The 21,038-nt window shown below is 70.8% G+C and carries 22 protein-coding genes; 10 read left to right on the top strand and 12 right to left on the bottom strand.

Features of this window, described 5'->3' with window-relative positions:
• Positions 1 to 299 precede the first annotated feature (299 nt).
• The 5 genes from lnt to ACWDSJ_RS00585 form a co-directional block, all read right to left on the bottom strand.
• Positions 300 to 1,937, bottom strand: a complete 1,638-nt coding sequence (lnt, locus tag ACWDSJ_RS00605) for an apolipoprotein N-acyltransferase (RefSeq protein ID WP_450028564.1) — start codon at positions 1,935 to 1,937, stop codon at positions 300 to 302.
• Positions 1,938 to 2,016: 79 nt separating this feature from the next.
• Entirely contained in the window at positions 2,017 to 3,615 is a 1,599-nt protein-coding gene (locus tag ACWDSJ_RS00600) for an amidohydrolase (protein ID WP_450028563.1), read from the bottom strand.
• Between the two features lie 393 nt (positions 3,616 to 4,008).
• Positions 4,009 to 4,491: an FxsA family protein gene (locus ACWDSJ_RS00595; RefSeq protein ID WP_450028562.1), complete on the bottom strand. Its 483-nt coding sequence runs from the start codon at positions 4,489 to 4,491 to the stop codon at positions 4,009 to 4,011.
• Positions 4,492 to 4,576: 85 nt separating this feature from the next.
• The gene (locus ACWDSJ_RS00590; RefSeq protein WP_387357339.1) at positions 4,577 to 5,236 is read right to left on the bottom strand and encodes a response regulator; all 660 of its coding nucleotides are present in this window, start codon (positions 5,234 to 5,236) and stop codon (positions 4,577 to 4,579) included.
• A gap of 4 nt (positions 5,237 to 5,240) precedes the next feature.
• The gene (locus ACWDSJ_RS00585) at positions 5,241 to 6,419 is read right to left on the bottom strand and encodes a sensor histidine kinase (protein WP_450028561.1); all 1,179 of its coding nucleotides are present in this window, start codon (positions 6,417 to 6,419) and stop codon (positions 5,241 to 5,243) included.
• 84 nt (positions 6,420 to 6,503) lie between these two features.
• Between ACWDSJ_RS00585 and ACWDSJ_RS00580 the strand changes: the two genes are divergently transcribed.
• Positions 6,504 to 7,271, top strand: coding sequence for a TSUP family transporter (locus ACWDSJ_RS00580; RefSeq protein ID WP_450029009.1), 768 nt, complete (start codon positions 6,504 to 6,506; stop codon positions 7,269 to 7,271).
• Position 7,272: 1 nt separating this feature from the next.
• Here the strand turns inward: ACWDSJ_RS00580 and ACWDSJ_RS00575 are convergent, their stop codons facing one another.
• A complete protein-coding gene (locus ACWDSJ_RS00575) occupies positions 7,273 to 7,926 on the bottom strand; it encodes a TetR/AcrR family transcriptional regulator (protein ID WP_450028560.1) in 654 nt (217 codons plus the stop codon).
• Positions 7,927 to 8,120: 194 nt separating this feature from the next.
• Here ACWDSJ_RS00575 and ACWDSJ_RS00570 point away from each other — a divergent pair, with 194 nt between their 5' ends.
• The 3 genes from ACWDSJ_RS00570 (at position 8,121) to ACWDSJ_RS00560 (ending at position 11,389) form a co-directional block, all read left to right on the top strand.
• A complete protein-coding gene (locus tag ACWDSJ_RS00570) occupies positions 8,121 to 9,647 on the top strand; it encodes a TldD/PmbA family protein (protein WP_450028559.1) in 1,527 nt (508 codons plus the stop codon).
• Positions 9,644 to 11,026 (top strand): metallopeptidase TldD-related protein, encoded by a 1,383-nt coding sequence (locus tag ACWDSJ_RS00565; protein ID WP_450028558.1) that lies wholly within the window; start codon positions 9,644 to 9,646, stop codon positions 11,024 to 11,026. The genes ACWDSJ_RS00570 and ACWDSJ_RS00565 overlap by 4 nt, the downstream gene beginning before the upstream one ends.
• A 132-nt stretch (positions 11,027 to 11,158) precedes the next feature.
• On the top strand, positions 11,159 to 11,389 hold the full coding sequence (locus tag ACWDSJ_RS00560) for a hypothetical protein (protein ID WP_387357334.1): 231 nt from the start codon (positions 11,159 to 11,161) through the stop codon (positions 11,387 to 11,389).
• On the opposite strand, the gene ACWDSJ_RS00555 is transcribed toward ACWDSJ_RS00560, so the two are convergent.
• Positions 11,390 to 11,860, bottom strand: a complete 471-nt coding sequence (locus tag ACWDSJ_RS00555; protein WP_450028557.1) for a nitroreductase/quinone reductase family protein — start codon at positions 11,858 to 11,860, stop codon at positions 11,390 to 11,392.
• A gap of 91 nt (positions 11,861 to 11,951) precedes the next feature.
• Here ACWDSJ_RS00555 and ACWDSJ_RS00550 point away from each other — a divergent pair, with 91 nt between their 5' ends.
• Together ACWDSJ_RS00550 and ACWDSJ_RS00545 are read left to right on the top strand one after the other, a co-directional pair.
• Complete coding sequence (locus ACWDSJ_RS00550) at positions 11,952 to 12,539, top strand: TetR/AcrR family transcriptional regulator (RefSeq protein ID WP_450028556.1); 588 nt, start codon at positions 11,952 to 11,954, stop codon at positions 12,537 to 12,539.
• 214 nt (positions 12,540 to 12,753) lie between these two features.
• A complete protein-coding gene (locus tag ACWDSJ_RS00545) occupies positions 12,754 to 13,167 on the top strand; it encodes a hypothetical protein (protein WP_387357331.1) in 414 nt (137 codons plus the stop codon).
• A 64-nt stretch (positions 13,168 to 13,231) separates the two neighbouring features.
• Here ACWDSJ_RS00545 and ACWDSJ_RS00540 read toward each other — a convergent pair whose 3' ends face one another.
• Together ACWDSJ_RS00540 and ACWDSJ_RS00535 are read right to left on the bottom strand one after the other, a co-directional pair.
• Positions 13,232 to 13,495, bottom strand: coding sequence for a hypothetical protein (locus tag ACWDSJ_RS00540; protein ID WP_450028555.1), 264 nt, complete (start codon positions 13,493 to 13,495; stop codon positions 13,232 to 13,234).
• A 144-nt stretch (positions 13,496 to 13,639) separates the two neighbouring features.
• The gene (locus ACWDSJ_RS00535; RefSeq protein ID WP_450028554.1) at positions 13,640 to 13,861 is read right to left on the bottom strand and encodes a hypothetical protein; all 222 of its coding nucleotides are present in this window, start codon (positions 13,859 to 13,861) and stop codon (positions 13,640 to 13,642) included.
• A 1,702-nt stretch (positions 13,862 to 15,563) separates the two neighbouring features.
• Here ACWDSJ_RS00535 and ACWDSJ_RS00530 point away from each other — a divergent pair.
• On the top strand, positions 15,564 to 15,809 hold the full coding sequence (locus ACWDSJ_RS00530) for a hypothetical protein (RefSeq protein ID WP_450028553.1): 246 nt from the start codon (positions 15,564 to 15,566) through the stop codon (positions 15,807 to 15,809).
• A 2-nt stretch (positions 15,810 to 15,811) separates the two neighbouring features.
• Positions 15,812 to 16,621, top strand: coding sequence for an ESX secretion-associated protein EspG (locus ACWDSJ_RS00525; RefSeq protein ID WP_450028552.1), 810 nt, complete (start codon positions 15,812 to 15,814; stop codon positions 16,619 to 16,621).
• Between the two features lies 1 nt (position 16,622).
• Here the strand turns inward: ACWDSJ_RS00525 and ACWDSJ_RS00520 are convergent, their stop codons facing one another.
• Entirely contained in the window at positions 16,623 to 17,831 is a 1,209-nt protein-coding gene (locus ACWDSJ_RS00520) for a hypothetical protein (protein WP_450028551.1), read from the bottom strand.
• A complete protein-coding gene (locus tag ACWDSJ_RS00515) occupies positions 17,818 to 18,723 on the bottom strand; it encodes an SDR family NAD(P)-dependent oxidoreductase (protein WP_450028550.1) in 906 nt (301 codons plus the stop codon). Before ACWDSJ_RS00515 ends, ACWDSJ_RS00520 begins: the two co-directional genes overlap by 14 nt.
• 86 nt (positions 18,724 to 18,809) lie before the next feature.
• Here ACWDSJ_RS00515 and ACWDSJ_RS00510 point away from each other — a divergent pair, with 86 nt between their 5' ends.
• Complete coding sequence (locus tag ACWDSJ_RS00510) at positions 18,810 to 19,661, top strand: helix-turn-helix transcriptional regulator (RefSeq protein ID WP_450028549.1); 852 nt, start codon at positions 18,810 to 18,812, stop codon at positions 19,659 to 19,661.
• A 77-nt stretch (positions 19,662 to 19,738) separates the two neighbouring features.
• Positions 19,739 to 20,698, top strand: a complete 960-nt coding sequence (locus tag ACWDSJ_RS00505) for a S1C family serine protease (protein ID WP_450028548.1) — start codon at positions 19,739 to 19,741, stop codon at positions 20,696 to 20,698.
• Positions 20,699 to 20,702: 4 nt separating this feature from the next.
• Here ACWDSJ_RS00505 and ACWDSJ_RS00500 read toward each other — a convergent pair whose 3' ends face one another.
• Entirely contained in the window at positions 20,703 to 20,966 is a 264-nt protein-coding gene (locus ACWDSJ_RS00500) for a helix-turn-helix transcriptional regulator (protein WP_387357318.1), read from the bottom strand.
• Between the last annotated feature and the right edge of the window lie 72 nt (positions 20,967 to 21,038).

Below are 21,038 nucleotides of genomic sequence, written 5' to 3'. Positions count from 1 at the left end.
TCGTGATTCACGTCCTATGATTCGGAGCATCGAGTCGGGCGGATCGGTAAGGTCCCCGACTTGTTTCGATTCGAACGACGTTGGCGGAGGCGATCTTCGAGAGGCTAACGAACCGCAACCGTCGATATCATAGGATGAAGATCAAGTAAACAGGCATGCTACGGCAGAAGCAAGTCACACGTTGGTAATTCAGCTAAGTTCGGGCGAATATTACGAAACGTCCGCTGCCGCCGTGCCCGCGCGGTCGCGGTCACGGGTACGCCCGAAAGGTGCGCGCGCCGGGGCGATCCCGTGCCCGGCTACGCGTCGACCCGACCCTCGGCGGGCGCGGGCGATGCGGGCCGCGAGGTTCGCCGCCGGATAGCCGCAACGCCGACGGCGAGCGCGCCGACGACCACCAGCAGGCGTTCCGGCAGCGGGCCCAGCCGGGTGGCGGGGGTGGTGGCGTCGCGCAGTGGGAGCGTCGCCACGAGGGCGGCGGGAACGAACTGCTCGGTCTGCAGAGTGACCGTGCCGTCGGCGGCGATGATGGCGCTCACCCCCGTGGTGGCCGAAACGACCAGGGCGCGGCCGTGTTCCACCGCGCGCACGCGGGACATGGCCAGCTGCTGATAGGTCATCTCGCTGCGCCCGAAGGTGGCGTTGTTGGTGGGCACGGTGAGGATCTGGGCGCCCGCGCGCAGGGAGTCCTCGAAGGCGCGGTCGAAGGCGACCTCGTAGCAGGTGGCCACGCCGATCGCGACGGGCGGACCGCCGCGGGCGGGCGTCGCGTGCACGACGCCGTCGCCGTGGCCGGGCACGAAATAGCCGGCGCGGTCGGCGTATTTCGAGAAGTGCCGGAAGAAGTCCCGATAGGGCAGGTACTCGCCGAAGGGCTGCACGATCTTCTTGTCGTGCCGCTCCCCCACCCGGTCACCGTCCCACACCAGAACCGAATTGGTGGTGGTGTCGTCGTCGTTGACCAGGACCGCGCCGACCAGGATGGGCGCGTGGACGCGGCGGGAGACGGCGGTGATCTCCGCGGCCGCGTCGGAATTGCGCAAAGGGTCGATATCGGACGAATTCTCCGGCCAGATCACCACATCCGGCCGCGGCGCCCGCCCGGCATCGATCGCGCGGGCCAACTCCTCGGTGCGGCGGACGTGATTGTCGAGGACGGCGCGGCGCTGGGCGTTGAAGTCCAGACCCAGGCGCGGCACGCTGCCCTGGATCGCGGCGACCGTGATCGGCCGGTTACCGTCGTCCGGGGCGGGCAGCGCGGCCCGGAGGATCACTCCGGTACCCGGGATGATAACCACAAGTGTTGCGACGGCGAAAATTCCGCGGCGCAGGCCGGGCGCGTCGCGGCGGTACACGCGAATGGCCAAGGCGGCCAACAGGGTTCCGGTGAGCGCGACCGCGAAGCTCACCACGGGCGCGCCGCCGAGCATCGCCAGCGGGAGATACCAGCCGTCAGCCTGCCCGAACGCCAGCCTGCCCCAGGGGAATCCGCCGAAGGGGAAGCTGGATCGTCCCCATTCGGTGAGCGACCACACCGTCGCCACCCACAGCGGCCAGCCCGGCAGGCCGCCGACGAGCCGGGCCGCGAGCCCGAACAGTCCGACGTAGACCGCGCAGGCCGCGGAGAGTCCGAGCCACGGGACGGGGCCGACGTAGATTCCGGTCCACGGCAGCAGCGGCAGGAAGAAGGCCAGCCCGCCGAGCATGCCGTAGCCGAATCCGCCGCGCGGGCGACCCTCGCCGCGCACGGCGAGGGTGAGCAGCGCGATGCCCAGCGGGGCGAGATACCAGCAGGTGCGCGGGGGGAAGCTGGCGAAGATCAGCAGGCCCGCCGCGACGGACAGCAGACTGCGGCCGAGGACGGGGTGGCGGGTCCAGAACCCGCGGATCGCGTCGATCGAATGTGCCCGCGTCCCGGACGAATCGGACTCACTCATCGCGGGCACTCGGGCGATCTCGGCACGCGGCCGATGCTACGGACCGTTGGTACATCCGTCCCACCGGGGTGTGAACAGTTCATGCCCGGTAGATCGTCTCGCCGCGGTGGACGGTGCGCAGGCAGGTGGGCAGGGGCGCGTCCGGATCGAGGCGGGGCAGGCCGGGCACGCGCGAACGCGGGTCGGTGGACCAGCGCTGCACCGAATCCGAGGCGGCGGCGACCACCAATTCGCTTGCGTCCCAGATGGCGTACGAGGCGGGCGCGCCCGGGACGAGGGTGCCCGCGATGCCGTCGCGGACGCCGCCCGCCCGCCACGCGCCCCGGGTGGCGGCGGCGAAGGCGGCGCGCGGGGAGAGGTGGTGGCCGGGGGTGCGGTGGTGGGCGGCGGCGCGCACGGCCGCCCAGGGATCGAGGGCGGTGACGGGTGCGTCCGAGCCGATGGCCAGGGCGACGCCCGCGGCGGCCAGGGCGGAGAACGGGTTCAGCGCGGCGGCGCGGTCGGGGCCGAGGCGCTGGGCGTACATGCCGTCGGGGCCGCCCCAGGCGGCGTCGAAGCCGGGTTGCACGCTGGCGATGACGCCGAATTCGGCGAGTTTCGCGATCTGGTCGGCGTCGAGCAGTTCGGCGTGTTCGAGGCGGTGACCGCGGGCGGCGACGGCGGGCGTGCCCAGTTCGGCGGCCACCCGCGAAAAGCCTTGCAGCACAGCGTCGATCGCGCCGTCGCCGATGGCGTGGAAGCCGGCCTGCAGGCCCGCTTCGGTGCAGGCGCGCACGTGGGCGGCGATGGCGTCGGCGTCGAGGTAGCCGACGCCGGTGGTGTCGCGGTCGGCGTAGGGGGCGCGCAGCCAGGCGGTGTGCGAGCCGATCGAACCGTCGACGAACAGGTCGCCCGCCAATCCGTGCACGCCCAGTTCCTTGGTCAGGGCGGCGGCCTCGCCCGCGTCGCGCACGGCTTCACCCCAGTAGGCGCGGACCTCGACGCCGTGGGGGAATTCGAGCAGTTCGGTGACGTCGGCGCGGCCGGAGATCTCCGGACCCGCGCATTCGTGGACGGCCACGACCCCGTGTGCGGCCGCGTGATCCAGCGCCGCGCGGCGGGCCCGGTCGCGCTGCGCGCGGTCCATTCGCTCGATCATGGCCTGCCGCACCAGGTGATGGGCCTCGGCGCGCAACGGTTCGCCGGGGGTGTAGCCGGTGGCGGAGCGCACCCGCGGCACGGCGTCGAGCATCGCGGTCGACACCACGGCCGAATGTGCGTCCACCCGAACGAGATACGCGAGCCTGCCCGGCCCCACGGCCGCGTCGATCTCCTCGCGCGTCGGCGGCCGACCCTCCGGCCAACTCGTCTCGTCCCACCCCTGTCCCGTCAGCACCGCGTCGTCGTGCGCCGCCGCGTACTCCCGCACGAGTTCCAGACACTCCCCCAGCGACCCCGCCCCCGACAGATCCAACCCGATGAGCCGCAACCCCAACCCCGTCACATGCACATGCGGATCCACGAACCCCGGCGCCACGAACGCCCCGTCCAACTCCACCACCTCGGCCTCGGGATGCAACGCCCGCCCCGGCCGATCCGCCCCCACCCACACCACGATCCCATCACTGACCGCCATAGCGGTCGCATCCGGCGAACTCGAACTATGGATCCGACCCCCCACCAGCAACCGCGTACTCACCCCGCCGAGTCTGCCACCCCACCCCCACCACCCCACCCGCACCCCTTATTCGAATCCGCACCCGTTGTATAGCCCTGCAACGGGTGCGGATCCGAATAAAGGGTGCGGCTGGGTTGCTGTCCACCTGGGTCGCCCAAGCTTTCGGTGGGGTCAGTCTCACCCCTATCCCTGGCCGGGCGCACCAATCCCTGTCCCCGCCCGGCCTCTATCGCTGCCCGGCGTTTGTCCCTGCCCGGCGTTTGTCCCTGCCCGGGCCTGTCTCGACCCGGCCCGGCATCTGTCCCTACCCGGCGTCTGTCCCTACCCGGCCTCTGTCTCGGCCCGGCCTCTGTCTTGGCCCCGCCCTGCCCGGCCTTCGGCCGGGCAGGGACAGGGGCTGGGCCCGGACAGCGCTCAGTTCGCGTCGATGATGCGGTGGGCTCGGCCTTGGCCGTCGTCGTAGTACTCGTGGGTGACCGTGGCGTCGATGATGTCGCCGGTGGGGTCGATGACGACGCCGCGGTAGCGGGGGGAGGTGGCTAGGCGGGTGGCCTGGCGGGCGGCGAAGGCGGTGAGGAGGGGGCGGAGGAGGGCGCGGGTGGGGAGGAGGAACAGGAGGGCCGCGAGGGAGGTGAGGAGGCCGGGGACGAACATGAGGACGGCGCCGACCGCTACCAGGAAGCCGTCGGCCACGGCGGTGCCGGGGGCGATCTCGCCGCGGCTCGCGCGGCGGAACTGGTCGAAGACCTTGCGGCCCTGGGCGCGGACCAGGACGAGGCCCAGGCCGGAACCGAGGATGAGCAGCAGGATGGTGGGTACGACACCGAGGACGTGGCCGACCACGACCAGGGTGGCGACCTCGGCGACCAGATAGAGGGCGAACAGCAGGGCGGGCATGGCGGTCCTTTCGGCGACTCTCTACCCGATCCAACGCGCGGATGTCCGAATTTTCTCCCGCCCGGCCTGTGGGGTGACTGAGAATTCAGGCGCCGGGCCGCACGAGGCCCGTCTCGTAGGCGAGCACCACCGCCTGCACCCGGTCGCGCAGATTCAGTTTGGTGAGCACCCGGCCCACGTGCGTCTTGACCGTCGCCTCGGACAGATACAGCTCGGCGGCGATCTCGGCGTTGGAGCGCCCGGCGGCGATCTGCTCGAGCACCTCGCGTTCGCGGGCGGTGAGCACATCGAGCACCGACGGATCGCGCATGCCGCCGGGGTCGTCGGCGATGAGCCGGTCCAGCAGCCGCTTGGTCACCTTCGGTGAGACCACCGCGTCCCCGGCGGCCACGCTGCGAATGGCCGAGATGAGGTCCTCGGGTGGCGTGTCCTTGAGCAGGAAGCCGCTCGCCCCGGCGCGCAGCGCGCCCAGCGCGTGCTCGTCCAGATCGAACGTCGTCATCACCAGAACCCTGCTGCCGCAACCGGATTCGAGGATCTGCGCGGTCGCGGTCACGCCGTCGACGACCGGCATCCGGACATCCATCAGCACCACGTCGGGCACGAGATCCACGGTGTGCCGCACGGCCGCCGCCCCGTTGTCGGCCTCGCCGATCACCTCGATGTCGGGATGCGCCCCGAGGACCATCTTCAGCCCGGCCCGCATCAGCTCCTGATCGTCGACGACGAGAACGGTGATCGGCACGCCCTCAATCTATCGGCCGCGCCAACGGGATGGTGGCACGCACCCGCCAACCGCCCTCGGGCCGCCGCCCCGCCTCGAGCGTGCCGCCGAGCACCGCGATCCGCTCCCGCATCCCGACCAGTCCCAGCCCGCTGCCGATGATCCCGCCGCGCGGACCCGCGGCCTCGGTGCCGCAGAGCGGACCGGAGTCGATCACCTCCACCAGGACGTCGTCGGCGCGGCGGCGCACTTTGACCCACGCGGTGGGATCGGTCCCCGCGTGCCGGAAGGTGTTGGTGAGCGACTCCTGCACGATGCGGTGCACACCGAGGCTCACCTCGGGTGTCACGTCGTCGAGTTCGCCGGTGAGTTCCAGTTCGACGGCCAGCCCGGCGTTGCGCATCATCTCCACGACCTTCGCCAGGCCCGCGGTGCCGTGCTGCGGGAGTTGTTCGGGGGCGTGCTCGGTCCGCAGCAGCGCGACCGTGCGGCGCAGTTCCCGCAGGGCGTCGCGCCCGGTCGCGGCGATGGTGGCCAGCGCTTGTTCGGCGGCGTCGGGGTCGCGGCGCAGGGCGTACTTCGCGCCGTCGGCCTGGACGACGATCACGCTCACCGCGTGCGCGACCACGTCGTGCAGTTCGCGGGCGATGCGAGTGCGTTCGACCGAAACCGCTTCGTGCGCACCGCGTTCCCGGTCGTAGTCGGCGACGGCCAGCCGCGCGGCGACCTCGCTGTCGTAAGCGTGTCGCGCGCCGAGGAATTCGGCCAGCGTCCAGCACAGCGCGTAGTACAGGGTCAGGAACGCGAAGGTCGAGCCCACGACCTGGCCGCCCAGCGTCACCGACAACACCCCGTCCGCGGTCAGCCCGGCCAGGTAGATCAGCCCGTCCCGGCGGCCCACGTAGGCGACCAGCGTGTAGAGCATGATCCCCAGCGCCAGCAACGCCGGATACTCCGGCTCGTCGTGCACCACGGCATCGATCACCGTGACCGTCAGAGACAACGACAACAGCGCCGCGGCCGCCGCCCGCGGATACACCCGGCGCAGCACCAACGGCAGCGGGATCAGCACGCTCACCAGCAGATCGATGTAGAGATGGGTACTCGAGCGCCAGGCCAGCACATCGATCACCAGCAGCGCGAAGGCCAGGATCGAATCGGCCACCACGGGTTTGCCGCGCAGCCAGAGACTGAATCGACGCACGGCCCCAGCCTATGCGCCGCGCCCGCCGCACCGGGTTGTCCGGTGATTTGCCGGATTCCTCCGATGTCTGATTGTCTCGGCGGCGTGGATTTCGCGGACTGGGCGGCGCTGGTGTCGGCGGCGACCGCGGCCGGCTGGGTCGACGCGGTGGTCGGCGGCGGCGGGCTGATCATCCTGCCGACCCTGCTGCTGGTCGCCCCGACCCTGGCCCCGCAGACCGTGCTGGGCACCAACAAACTCGCCGCGTTCTGCGGAACCAGCGCGGCGGCAGCCACTTTCGCGCGCCGGGTGCCGATGAACTGGCGCGTGCTGGTGCCGGGCGCGCTCGTCGCCGCGATCGCCTCGGCCGCCGGATCGGCCGCGGTGGGGCTGATCGAACGCCGGTTCTTCATCCCGATCGTGATGGTGGTGCTGGCCGCGGTGGCGCTCGTCGTGACGTTGCGGCCCTCGATCGGGGTCACCCTCGCCACGCATCCGCCGACCCGGCGCAAGACGGTGCTGGTGGTGTTGCTCGCGGCGGGGCTGATCGGTTGTTACGACGGCCTGATCGGACCGGGCACCGGAACGTTCCTCATCATCGCGTTCGCCACGCTGCTGGGCACGGAGTTCGTGCGCGCGGCGGCGATGGCGAAGGTGATCAACTGCGGTTCCAATCTGGGCTCGCTGGCGCTGCTCGCGGCCACCGGGCACGTGCTGTGGGCGCTGGGCCTGGTGATGGCGGTCGCGAATATCGCCGGGGCCGTGGTGGGTTCGCGCATGGCGCTGGCGCGCGGGGCCGGATTCGTGCGCGCGGTGCTGCTGATCGTGGTGGCGGGCATGGTGATTCGACTGGGCTGGCAGCAGTTCGGCTGAGTCAGCGCACCATCTCGGCGGTCATGTGCCGCCCCGAGGACAGCCAGGGCGCGAGGACGCGGGAGGTGGTCTCGCGAATCTTGTGGTGCAGCCGATCGCCGTCCTCGATGGCGTACCGGCCGGAGAACAACACGGTCAGCGCGCCCGACACCGCGCCCACGACCGCGCCGACCAACGCGGCCGCGCCGACCTCGTCGAGTTCGTCGGGGAACGCGGTGCGCAACTGCCGGGCGATCTCCTGCTGGGCGGCCAGCTGCGCGTGCGCGGCGCGGCCGCTCACCGCGGGCACCGTGCGCGAAACCCGCGCGCGCAGTACCGCGATGCGGGCGGCGAGATCGTCGCCGATGTGGTCGCCGGGGTTGTCCCCGGCCGCGCGTAAGGCGCGTAGGAGCACCTCGACGGGCCGTTCGTCCGGGCGCCGGGTGGCGATGGCGTGGACGGCGGCCTGCACCCGATCGTCGGGTTCGGGGAAGAGCAGCTCCTCTTTGCTCTCGAAGTAGTTGAAGAACGTGCGCGTGCCCACCTCGGCCGTCGCGGCGATGTCGGCGACGGTGGTCGCCTCGTAGCCACGGCGCTCGAACAGGTCGACGGCGGCCTCGAGGATGGCGCGACGGGTACGTTCTCGTTTACGGTCACGGAGTGCGGATGGCGGCACGCGGGCAGACAGTACGGCATGGATCGGCGAACACGCGGCAAGCTGCGTGTCGTGCGCGTTCTTCACCTTGCGCCAGGCCGCATTTCGTGCGGGTTTGCACTCGATGCCGGTTTGCACGGCGTGTCGCGCGGGCGTGGCCGCTCACCTGGCGTTCCGGTTGAACCCGACGTTCACCAGCGGTTAGCGTGTCCGGGGTGAGCATCGCTACCCGGGACGTGGACGAACAGTTCCGCGCGCTACCGCTGGCCGCGCTGGCCGACGCCGCGCTCGCCGCGGCGCGCGCCGCCGGTGCCGAACACGCCGATCTGCGCGTGCATCGGCTCGTCACCCAGTCGATCGCCCTGCGCGACGGCCGGGTCGAATCCGTCCACGACGCAACCGATCTGGGCTTCGCGGTGCGCGTGATCGTCGACGGCACCTGGGGTTTCGCCTCGCACGCGGATCTGACCCCCGCGACGGCCGCCGACGTGGCGCGCCGGGCCGTGGCGGTCGCGACCACGCTGCGCGCGTTGAACCGCGAGCGGGTGGAGCTGGCCGCGGAGCCCGCCTACGCCGACGCGTCGTGGGTCTCGTCGTACGCGATCGATCCGTTCGCGGTGCCGACCCGCGAGAAAGTGGCGCTGCTACAGGACTATTCGGAGCGGCTGTCGGCCGCCGACGGCGTCGATCACGTCACCGCGTCGGTGTATCAGGTCAAGGAGCAGGTCTTCTACGCCGACACCGCCGGTTCGTCGATCACCCAGCAACGGGTGCGGCTGTATCCGCAACTGGAGGCGGTGACGGTCGATCCGGCGGCGGGGCGGTTCGAGACGATGCGCACGCTGGCCGCCCCGGCCGGGCGCGGCTGGGAGTACGTCACCGGCGCGGACGGGGTGTGGGACTGGCCGGGCGAACTCGCGCGGATCCCGGAGTGGCTGGCCGAGAAGGTCAAAGCCCCCACCGTCGAACCCGGCCCGACCGATCTGGTCATCGACCCGACGAATCTGTGGCTGACCATTCACGAATCCATCGGCCACGCCACCGAATACGACCGGGCCATCGGCTACGAATCCGCTTACGCCGGAACGTCGTTCGCCACGCCCGACAAGCTGGGCACGCTGCGCTACGGCACCCCGATCATGCACGTCACCGGGGACCGGACCGAGGAATTCGGCCTGGCCACGGTCGGATTCGACGACGAGGGCGTGGCCGGGCAGCAGTGGGATCTCATCCGCGACGGGGTCCTGGTGGGCTACCAGCTCGATCGGGTGTTCGCGCCCCGGCTCGGGCTGGACCGCTCCAACGGCTGCTCTTACGCCGACTCCGCGCATCACGTGCCCATCCAGCGCATGGCCAATGTCTCGCTGCGGCCCGATCCGGCGCGCGACACCAGCACCGAGGAGCTGATCGCGGGGGTCGAGGACGGCCTCTACATCGTCGGCGACAAGTCCTGGTCGATCGATATGCAGCGCTACAACTTCCAGTTCACCGGTCAGCGGTTCTATCGAATCCGCAACGGCCGCTTGACCGGTCAGGTGCGCGACGTCGCCTATCAGGCCACCACCACCGACTTCTGGGGCGCGATGGAGGCCGTCGGCGGCCCCTCGACGTGGGTGCTGGGCGGCGCGTTCAACTGCGGTAAGGCCCAACCCGGCCAGGTCGCGGCGGTCAGCCACGGCTGCCCGTCGGTGCTGGTGCGGGGGGTCAATGTGCTCAATACTCAGGCGGAGGCGGGGCGATGACGATCCCACACGGCGGTGCGGTGGTGGAACGCGCGCTGGCGGCCGCGCGCGCGGACGAGACGATCGTGATCGTGACCGACGCGCACGAGGCGTCGCTGCGCTGGGCCGGAAACTCCATGACCACCAACGGTTCCTCGGTGTCGCGGCAGTGGGCGGTCGTGTCGATCCTGCGGGCGGGACCGAACCATGCCCGGGTCGGCAGCGTGAGTTCGACCAGCGTCGACCCCGACGACATCGCGGCCGTGGTCCGCGCCGCCGAGGCCGCCGCCGCCGACGCCGAACCCGCGCGCGACGCCATGCCGCTGCTGGAGACCGGGCTCGCGGCGCCGGACTGGGCGGACGCGGCGGCCACCACCGGGATCGAGGTCTTCACCGATCTCGCCCGCGATCTGGCCATCGGATTCGAGGCCGCGGACCGCCTCTACGGCTTCGCCCACCACCAGTTGCACACCACCTGGCTGGGCACCTCGACCGGCATCCGCAGCCGCTGGACCCAGCCGACCGGATCGATCGAGATCAACGGCAAGCGCGGCGATCCCGACTCGGGGGCCAGCGCGTGGGTGGGCGCGGGCACGCTCGATTTCACCGATGTCGACACCGCGGCCCTGCTGGGCGAGCTGACCAAACGCCTCGACTGGTGCAAGCACCGGGTCGAGCTGCCCGCCGGGCGGTACGAGACCCTGCTGCCGCCCTCGGCGGTGGCGGATCTGATGATCGACATGGTGTGGTCGATGGAGGGCCGGGGCGCGCACGAGGGGCACACCGCGTTCGCCCGCGCGGGCGGCACGCGAATCGGCGAGCGGCTCAGCGACATTCCGCTCACCCTGTACTCCGATCCGTCGGCCGCCGGACTGGAGTATCGCCCGTTCGTCGCGACCAGCGCGTCCTCGGAGTCGGTGTCGGTGTTCGACAACGGGCTGCCCGCCGAGCGGGTCGACTGGATCCGCGAGGGGGCCGTGTCCTCGCTCATCTATCCGCGCGCGATCGCCGCCGAATACGACGCGCCCGTCACGGTTCCCGGCGAGAACCTGCTCATGACGGGCGGTTCGGACGCGACGCTCGACGATCTGGTCGCCCGCACCGAACGCGGGCTGCTGCTGACGTGCCTGTGGTACATCCGCGAGGTCGATCCGGCGACGCTGCTGCTCACCGGGTTGACCCGGGACGGGGTGTATCTGGTCGAGAACGGCACGGTCAGCGCGGCGGTGAACAACTTCCGCTTCAACGAGAGTCCGGTGGACCTGTTGCGCCGGGTCACCGAGGCCGGGGCCACCGAGGTCACCCTGCCGCGGGAGTGGAAGGACTGGTTCACCCGAACGGCCATGCCGCCCTTGCGGATTCCGGACTTCCACATGTCCTCGGTCAGCCGGGCCACCTGAGCGCGGCTGCTGAACGGTAACTCGCGGGCACGGATTCGGGCCGAACCGCCCCGGGGGACGGGTCCGCCTCGATACGATTCGAGAGGTGCGCCCACTCGTCGTTCGGGCCCGCGTCCTCGGGGCGGGTCCGCGGTGACCACGCCACCGCCGCGCAAACCGGATCACTCCCGGGAACCCGAGTCGATCCGGGCCTGGTTGTGCGCCCTGGAATCCGAGGCCGGCACGGGCTTCCACATCGAACGGGAACTCCGCCCGCCCTACGGCTGGAATCTCGTCGAGGAGGAGTCCGGGTCCGTGGTGTGCACCGGCAGCCTCGACAAACTCGACGAGTGGCTGCACAAGTGCCGCCCCGACGACCGCTGACTACGCCGCGCGCGGGCGCAGCCGGACCACGACCGTGCCGCGGGCGACGGCCGCGTGCAGCTGTTCGCGGTTGACGCCGCCGTCCGGATTCAGTTCGATGCCCGCGAACCGGCCGTGGGTCGGGTTGTGGCTCAGGATGATTCGGTACGGCTCCACCAGGGCCTCCTCATCGGAGATCACCTCCCAGTCCGCGAGCAGCGTGCGCCCGCGCCAGGTGATGCGCACGGGCTCGCCGGGTCGCAGATTGCGCCGCCATCCCGCCGCGGTGCCCACCAGCAGCGCGCCGTCGTGTTCGGCGTAGCCCACCGGATTGGCGTAGACGCGTCCGGTCTTGCGGCCGACGACGGTGACGATCATGAGCTTCCCGCTGAGCGCCCGGTGCAGCGGCGACCGCAGCAGGGCCCGCATGACGGAGTCGACGAGGGATTGGGCGCGCAGCCTGCTCGGCGGGGTCGTGGTCGGACTGGTCATCGACGAACACCTCCATTTACTGAGTGCATACTCAAAAAATACGGGGCAGTACGGCATACTGCAATAGTTCGACGAGGGTGAAGGAGACGATGTGACACCTCGGGGCCGCCCGCGCACGGGTGTGCGCGAGGCCGTGATCGACAGCGCGCAGCGGTTGCTGACCGAATCCGGGGTGGCCCGCCTGTCGACCAAGGAGGTCGCCGCGCGCGCCGGGGTCGCCGAATCGAGCATCTTCTATCACTTCGGTGATCGAATGGGGTTGCTGCACGCGGTGATCCAGCAGCATCTGCGGCCGTTGAAGGAGATGCTCGGCGAGCGTTCCGGCGCGGCCGACCTGCGCGCGGATCTGCTGGCGCTGGTGGCGACGCTCGAGGAGTTCTTCCTGGCGGCGATTCCGATCATGGCCGCGATCCTGTCCGACGCCGAACTGCGCGCGAGCTACGAGACACGCAGCCGCGACCTGGATCTGGGACCGCATCGGGCGGTGGACGCGGTGCTCGCCCAGCTCGCCCCGGGCGCGGCCGAACTGCGGCCCGCCGCGCTGCTGCTGGTCGGGGCGGCGCATCAGCGGGCACTGCAACGGCATCTCAGCCCGCCCGCGGCCCTGTCGGAGCTGCCGTCCGCCGACGCCGTCGTGGACGCGGCGCTACCCCTGTTCACCCCCGATCCGCGCCGGTGATCGATCCGCGCATCGGCTGTCGCGACCGGCGCGCGTGTGACAGAATCGCCCCACCGGTTCGATCGCGATGCCTGCCGGGCCGCGGATTCCGCGGATATCGTGCGCGAATGCCTTGTCGCCCAAGGGGTTCGGAACTCCGCCGATATCGACGGGAACCGCGAGGGCCGCGGACGCGTCCAAGCGATCGCAGGGAACACAGTCGAGCGGGGACAGCATGCAACACAGCGGCGGTTTCGGTCCTTTGATCGAACAGGCCAGGGCGGGGGCGGTTTCGCTGAAGGCCGATCCGGAGGCGTTCCTCGCGCTGGACCGCGCGATGCGCAAGCGCAAGTCCGATATCGAGGCCATTCAGCGGCTCACTCGTTCGGTGGCGCAACACGAGTCGTGGGGGCTGGGCGAACAGGCCAGCGTGCTCACCTCGGCGCAGGCGATGGTGCGGCGGTTCCGGGAGAAGGCCGCGGGCGGTCCGGCCAGCGCGACCGAGACCTTGCAGAGCCACTGGCAGGTCGCCGACGAACTCCAGACGCTGTTCCGCGCGATCCGGGAACGCCTGGAGCAGACCGACGCCGACTTCGCCGCCCGCATCCGCGCCGCCGAGGCCGCCCAGCAGACCGGGGAACTGGCATGACCGAGTACGACCAGCCCGCCGTCACCGATCCCGAGAACGTCGACGCCCTCACCCACCGCCAGATCTACGACGCCTTCCAGACCGTCGCCGACCGCAGCTCCGATGTGGTGGGCACATGGACCCAGGCGCACAGCCAGTGGCGCGATTCGACCGACGAGATGTTGCGCGCCGTGCGCGGCGCGGTCGACGGCAAGTGGACCGGCACGGCGGCGGAGACGGCCGTCACCACGTTGTCCGGGTACACGCAGCAGGCCGGGCAGTTGGGCGAGCTGTTCGAGCAGACCGGGCAGGCCGTCGCCACCACGGCCCAGGCCGCGCTGACGACCAAGTCCTACATCCCGGAACCGCCGACCCCCACCGCCGACCCGAAGCAGGATCCGACGGGTTACGACACCCAGTCGCGGGCGGCGCAGAAGGCGCAGGACGACGCGCGGCAGGTCATGTTGCAGCGGTACGTCATTCCGTTCACGGATCAGTCCGGGAAATTGCCGACGTTTCCGGCGGCGATGGAGGTGGGGTCCGGGGCGGCCGCGGCGACGGGGGATTCGGTCAGTTCGCTGTTGGGGAGTGGGGTGGGCGAGGATTCGCCGGTGACGGCCGGGTCCGTGTCCGGGATTCCGCGGAACGGGGCCGATTCCGCGTCGACCGGCTCGGACATTCCGGCGCACGGATCGATCACGACCGCCTCGTACATGACGGGTCAACTGCCGCACGGCGATTCGGCACCGGTCCTCCCGGCGTCCTACACGCCGTCGGACAAGCCCGGCGGATCGCACAGCGACGGCTTGTGGTCCCCTCCTGCCGACGAGACCCACGGCACCCTGGTGTCGGCCACGGCACCCCCTGCCCAAGAACCAGCCCCTTCCCAGCCCCACATCTCTCCCCTCCCCCAGAGCACGACCGCCCCGCTTCCTCCCGAAACCCTCACGGCCACAGACAACGTCGCCCCGGCCGCCACCCTCCCCTCCTCGGCCCCCGCCCTTCCGGTCACCGACCACAACGCCCCCGCACCCCAACCAAACACCGCCACTCCGCCCCCGAACACCCCCACCCCTCTCACCCCGAACGCACCCACGTCCCACGGCCTCCCCGCTCCAGCGCCGAGCACCCCTGGCCCCTCCTCGCCACCGAGCGCGCCCGCGCCGGGAGGCAGCACGTTCACTCCCACCCCGACCACACCGAACCCCGCACTACCGCACACACCCACAGCACCGAATGCGCCCGGGCCGAACACCTTCGCTCCCGCCCCGAGCACACCGAATCCGTCGCTACCCCACACACCCGCCACACCGAATGCGCCCGGGGGCAGTGCGCCCACCCCAGGCACACCGAATCCGTCACTACCCCACACACCCGCCACACCGAATTCGCCCGGGAGCAATGCCCCCACCCTGGGCACACCGAATCCGTCGTTGCCGCAGACACCCGCGACACCGAATTCGCCCGGGGCCAATACATTCGCCCCCACCCCGAATCCGTCGCTACCGCACACACCCGCGACACCGAGCGCGCCCGGGAGCAGTACCTTCGCCCCCGCGCCGAGCCCCTCGATCCCGCAGACACCCTCGACACCGAATGTGCCTGCGCCCGGGGCCAACACGTTCGCTCCCGCGCCGAGCCCAGCGAGCCCCGTGGTGCCGCACTCGCCCGCCGCACCGGATGTGCCTGCGCCACAGGGCAATACACCCGCCCCCGGGCCGGGCCTGTCTTCCCATACGCCCAGTTCACCGGTTTCGCCTGGGCCGCAGGGCAATTCGGTCGCGCCCACCCCGGTTCCATCGGGGCCGCAAACGCCTGTCGCGCCCGCGCCGAGTCCTTCTGCCCCGCAGACGCCCATCACGCCGGGTCCCCAGAGTGGTCCGGCTCCGAGTGCGCCCGCTCCCTCGGGTTCCTCGGTGCAGGGCGGGGCGAGCGGATCATCGGGGTCGCCCGGTGCGCCGAGTTCGGGAGGTGGCGGGTCGGCTCCGCAGACGAATGCGCCTGCGGGACCGGGGCTTTCGGCTCCGCGTCATGCGCCTTTCGTGCCGGTGCCACAAGGGGGTGTGGTGCCGCATGTTCCGTCGCTGCCGGTTCCGGATGGTGGGGCGCCCCCGGCCGGGGGTGGATCTCCGGCACCGGGCGGGGCCGCGCCGCACGCCCAGGTACCACCGAATCAGGGTGGCGTACCCGGACAGTCGCCCGGGGCGGACCACGGGGCCGATTCGACGCGGCCGAATCTTCCGCCCGCACCCCACGGTTCGCCCGATCCGGCGCGGCCCGGCACTCCGCCGCCCGCGCCCCACGGCTTGCCGGATTCGGCGCGCCCCGGCACCCCGCCGCCCGCACCGCCGAAGCCGGTTCCCCCTGCGCCGCTGGTGAATACGCCCGAGCCTCCGCCGACTGGGGAGGCGGTCGGGGTGGAGGAGCCCGTCGACATCATGCCGGAGGCCGGGCCGGCGGCGGCGGGGGTGATCGGGGCCGCGGCGGTGCATGCCGCCGATGACGTTCCGCCCGCACATTCCGATGAGCATCGGATGCCGCGGATTCGGGTGCGGTTCACGGGGGATCGGGATCGGATGGGCCGGAAGTACGAGGGACGACGGGAGACCTCGGGGGCGGATCCGGGTAAGGATCAGAACGTCCCACCGACGATCGGCGAGTAGCGATGGCAACCTGGTCGTTCGATATGGAGGAGTTCGCGGCGCTCTGGTACGGCCCGGCCAACGATCGCATGCTCTATCCGCTCGACTATCTGTCCAGGTTCAGCCACGTCAACGAGCGCGACGAGTTCTGGGCTCGGGTGCGCGCGGAGTACTCCGAGCACGGCCGCCTCGGCTGGAACGAGGCCGACCTGCTGCGGCGGGCGTTCACCGTCCTCACGGCCCCGGAGGCGTGGGCCGAAATACACGGCGTCTCCGACGAATTCGGCCCGCTCCGCGTCGCCGCCGCCCGCCACGACCGCCACGCCGCCCTCGCCGTCCAGTTCACCCGCGACCCCCGCATCGAACTCACCATCACCACCGCCGAACAACTCCCCGCCCGCCTCCTCGGCCACCTTCCCCCGACCCCGCCCGGCACCCTCCCCGCCGAGGCCTTCGTAGCCGCCGACCTCTACCCCGAGAACCAGCCCACCCTGCACTACCCCGGCGACTCCACCCCCCTCCAGCGCTACCGCCGCCTGGTCCGCCGCCCCGCCACCGGAGCGGGCGTCATCACCGTCTTCCGCGGCCCCCGCCACGTCGGCAACCGCCAACCCCGCAAGGTCGGCACGGTCCGCTGGTACGACATAGAGAACGACGGCCGCTACCTCGAAACCGGCACCCGCACCCTCACCGTCCGCCCCGCCGAACCCCCCACCCTCCAAGCCGCCCTCACCCGCCTCCTCGACCACGCCCTCACCGAGTACCGCGAATACATCGAGGACACAACAACTTTCCCCGCCTCCCTCCCCACGCCGGTCACCCGCCATCCCTGATTCAATGCCCTGTGCGATAGGTGGCGTACCGCTCGTGTTCATAGCTGCCGAAGGAGCCGGGAACCGTGTGCACGGGCAGCTCCGCGAAGTCCACGATGCCGACGTCCGCGTAGTCTCGGCTGTCGGGATAGAACGTCTTGGTCATGCGGAATCTCTCGCCGGGAGCGCACGTCACGGTGATACGGCCGGGGACCGCGTATTGCCGCATCGGTGGCGTATGGTCCCCGTACATCGACCTGCCGGGCGCGTAGTCCCCGAATTCCACCGTCGTTTTCGAGCAGATCCGGGTGCCGGTGGGGCGAGCGTCGACCAGGACCCCGCTGTAGCGTCCGTTCGGGTCGATGAATCCGTAGAACTGACTGGACCCGCCGTCGGGCTCCATGACATCGGTCCATTCCCACCCGCGCCACGACGTGCGCGGATCGAGCTGACTGCCGATCAGGCTGGGGAACAGGCTCATTCGCCAATATTCGCCGCGCCAGCCGGTGACATCGATGGTGCGGCCGTTCATCGTGACGCTGCCGGTCACCCGACTGTTGATCACGGCGTCGACATCCGTGGGTTCGGTGCCGTCCCCGTCGACGGGAACCCGATAGAAGGATCCGGGCACGGGATGGTCCGCGGTGAAGTCGGCCGAGACTAGAGGGGACCGGGCCATTACGTGCCAGCTGTTCGACGTGGGAGCGTAATCGATGGCGAAACTGGCTGACCGTATTCCGGGTTCGCTGTCGACCCGCGCCCACTCCGGCCAAATACCGCCCGGGCCAACGTCTTTCAGCGCCAGCGACCCGTTGCCGAACGGGAATTGCGGCGTGGTCGCGTTGGCCTCGTCCACGATGGCCCAGACGAACGGGTTGCTCTGTCCGATGCGGCGGGGCGCGGGCCAGAGGGTCTCGGTATCGACCACGAACAGCGAGTGCCTCGGGTCGGCGGGGTCCTTCAGCATCCACCACGAGGCGACGACGTCGCCGTTCAACCGGTCCGGTGCCGTGTCAGCCGGTGTGGCCACCCGGGCCGCGGCGTCCGGCGGCGTGGGCGAGGTGTCGTAGGAGGTCGGTTCGTCGAATGGGAGATCCGCGGTCGCCGGGTCGGCGATCGCGGCGGCGTGGATGGTCAACGCCGGAACCGACCATGCGATGACCAGTGCCGCGGTCGCCAGTCGCCTGGGCAGGGCCGATCGCCGAGAGCGGTCAGTTCTATTGGGCGTCATGGTAATTCCTCGTTCCGGTCGAGTCCTCGGCGGTCATGCCGACGAGGCGCGCGCTCGCGCGCCACAGCGCTTCGATCCGGACGGGATCGGTGGTGTGCGCCGCGGTGCCGGTGGCCGTGCGATCGACGAAGAACGAACCGTTGACGCCCTCGACCGCGGGGTCGGTCGCGAGCCGGAGCGGAGTCCGCGCGCCCGCCTCGCTGCCGGGCGTGAACAGGGTCAGCGCCGAGCCGAAAAGCCTCAGGACGCCCCGATCGTGTCGGCCCAGGCCGGTTCCTCGGATGACGCCCGGGTGGGCTCCGTTGATCGTCGTGGCGGTGCCCGCGAGGCGTTGTGCCATCGCGTAGACGAACATCACGTTCATATTCTTGGTCCGGCCGTAGGCCGTGAACGGCCGGACGCTCGGCGGCCAGCCGAGCCCGCGGTGGTTCTCGGCATTCAGGTCGTCGAGGTCGACCGGCACCCGGGCGAGTCCGCGCGGTGATCCGCCCACGACGACGAATCGCCGCGCGCGGTCCGACCGGTCGGCTGCCAGCAGGCGCAGCAGGAGGTACGGCGCCAGGTGGTTCACCACGAGGGTGCGGTGCAGACCGGACGGGGTGCGATCGCCGAGTGGTGCGATCACCGCGGCATTGCTGACCACCACACTCGGTCGGCGCGGGATCAGTCGCCGGGCCAACGCGCGCACCTGGGCCAGGTCGGCGAGGTCGACCGGATCGATCTCGAGGCTGGCTCCAGGGACGACATGCCCGACCCGCTCCGCCGCCCGGCTCAGCCGTTCCCGGTCGCGCGCGACCATGATGACCGTGTCGCCGACCTCGGCCAAACCGCGCGCGATCTGCTCGCCGATCCCTCCGCTCGCCCCGGTGACCACTGCGACTCTGTTCGACATACCCTCAGCGTCCGCGCGGCGCCCGGGTCGTTCCAGGTACTACGAGTACCACGCGGTGGCACCGCCACGGGTGCGACAGTGGGGACATGAGCCCGGAACTGTCGCGCGCGCTGCGCTTCTGGCGCGAGCGAGTGACACCGGCCGAGGTGGGGATGCCCACCGATGGTCTGCGGCGCACACCGGGCCTGCGGCGCGAGGAACTGGCCTCGCTCGCGGGGATCTCGGTCGACTACCTCGTCCGACTCGAGCAGGGGCGCGCGCGACATCCTTCCCCGCAGGTGCTGGGGGCTTTGGCCCGGGCGTTGAGATTGTCCGATGCCGAACGTGACCTGCTCTGGCGCGCGGCGGGTACGCAGACGCCGACGTCAGGTTGCGTCCCGCGCCACATCGGCCCGGGTGTCGCGCGAATCGTGGACAGTCTCGCTCATACGCCCGTGGCCGTCTTCACCGCGAGCTGGGACCTGGTCGTGGCGAACGCGCTGTGGATCTCCTTGTTCGAACTCGATGAGCCACAAGCGATTCGGGAGCGGAACCTGGTCTGGCGCCACTTCCGAGGACTGCCGAATCGCGTCGTCCACACCGAGGAGGACCACCGGCGGCTCGGCGGGGAACTCGCCGCCGACCTTCGGCGCGCCAGCGCCGTGTACCCGGACGACCTCGCCCTCGCCGAGCTGGTCCGGGATCTCCGCGACAAGAGTCCCGAATTCGCCGAGCACTACGACACATTCGCTCTCGCGCCGCGCGGATCGCAGCCCAAGACGATCGATAGCCCCACGGTCGGCCTCGTCACGCTGGACTGCGACGTGCTCACCACGCTGGATTCGGATCTCCGAGTCATGGTGTACAGCGCTCGCCCGGGAACCGACGCCGCGAGCAAGCTCGACTTGCTGCGCGTCGTCGGATCGACACGGTTCGGAACGGTATTGCGCTGGTGGTGAACACGGTGGCAGGGACGGGAGGACGGGGGATGCTGGAGTAAACGGTGTAATTCTGTAATCGGTAGGTGGTGATCGCCGTGGCTGAGGACGCGATCTCGAGCGAGGCGGACGCGTTGGACGCGAATTCCGTTGCGCTGGATGCCTATTCGCGGGTCGTGGTGTCGGTGGCCCGGGCGGTGACGCCGCATGTCGCGAGCGTTCAGGTGCGGCGCGGGGGCGGGTCGGCGGTGGTGTTCACCGATGACGGGTTCCTGTTGACGAACGCGCACGTGGTGGGGGGCGCGAACGCCGGGAGTGTGGTGTTCGCGGATGGGAACGAGGGGCGGTTCGATGTCGTGGGGGTGGATCCGCTGTCGGATCTGGCGGTGGTGCGGGCGCGGGGCGGGGCGCCGGACGCGGTGGTGTTGGGGGACGCGGACGGGCTCGTGGTGGGTCAGTTGGTGGTCGCGGTCGGGAGTCCGCTCGGGCTGGCGGGGTCGGTGACCGCGGGGGTGGTGAGCGCGCTGGGGCGGTCGGTGCCGGTGGGGACGCGGCGCACGACGCGGGTGATCGAGGACGTCATCCAGACCGACGCGGCGCTCAACCCGGGGAATTCCGGTGGGGCGCTGGCGGATTCGTCGGGCCGAGTGGTCGGGATCAATACCGCGGTCGCCGGAATCGGGCTGGGACTGGCGATACCGATCAATGCCACCACCCGGCGCATCATCACGACGCTCCTCAGCGAGGGCCGGGTCCGCCGGGGCTATCTCGGCATCGTCGGGGTGCCCGCTCCCCTACCCGACGCCGTCGCCGCACGCACGGGACAGCGCGCCGCCCTGCGCATCGTGGACGTCGTGCGCGACGGTCCGGCCGACCGGGCCGGACTTCGCCGGGGCGATCTGCTGCTCAGCATCGACCGCGCGGAAATCCGTGACGCGCAAGGCATTCAACGTCATCTGTTCGCCGATGCCATCGGCCGCGAGCTGCCCGTCACGGTGCTCCGGAACGGGGCGATGGTGGATGTGGTGGCCACGCCCGCCGAACTGACGGGCGAGTGACGACTCAGGCGGATTCGGCCAGCGCGGCGGACTGCCACACCTCGGCCAACTCCTGCAACGGGATGTCCAAGGCGCGGCTCAAGCCGACGACCGTGCCGAAGGCGGGGCTCGGGAGGCGGCCGGTCTCGATCTTGCGAAGCGTCTCCGGGGAGATGCCCGCCGCGCGGGCGATATCGGCGGGGTCGCGGTCGGCGCGGGCGGCCCGGAGGTAGGTGCCGAGTCGCCGACCGGCCTCGACCTGGGTAGGGGTGAGGGGAAGGCGGACCATGCGGGTCAGCCTACGGGTTGGTATTCAAATACCGCAACCGCTATGGTCGGTATTTAAATACCGAAAACGGAG

Source organism: Nocardia sp. NPDC003482 (assembly GCF_053588115.1).
Note: the sequence above shows the minus strand (reverse complement) of the source record. Positions and strands in the feature narration are given on the sequence as shown.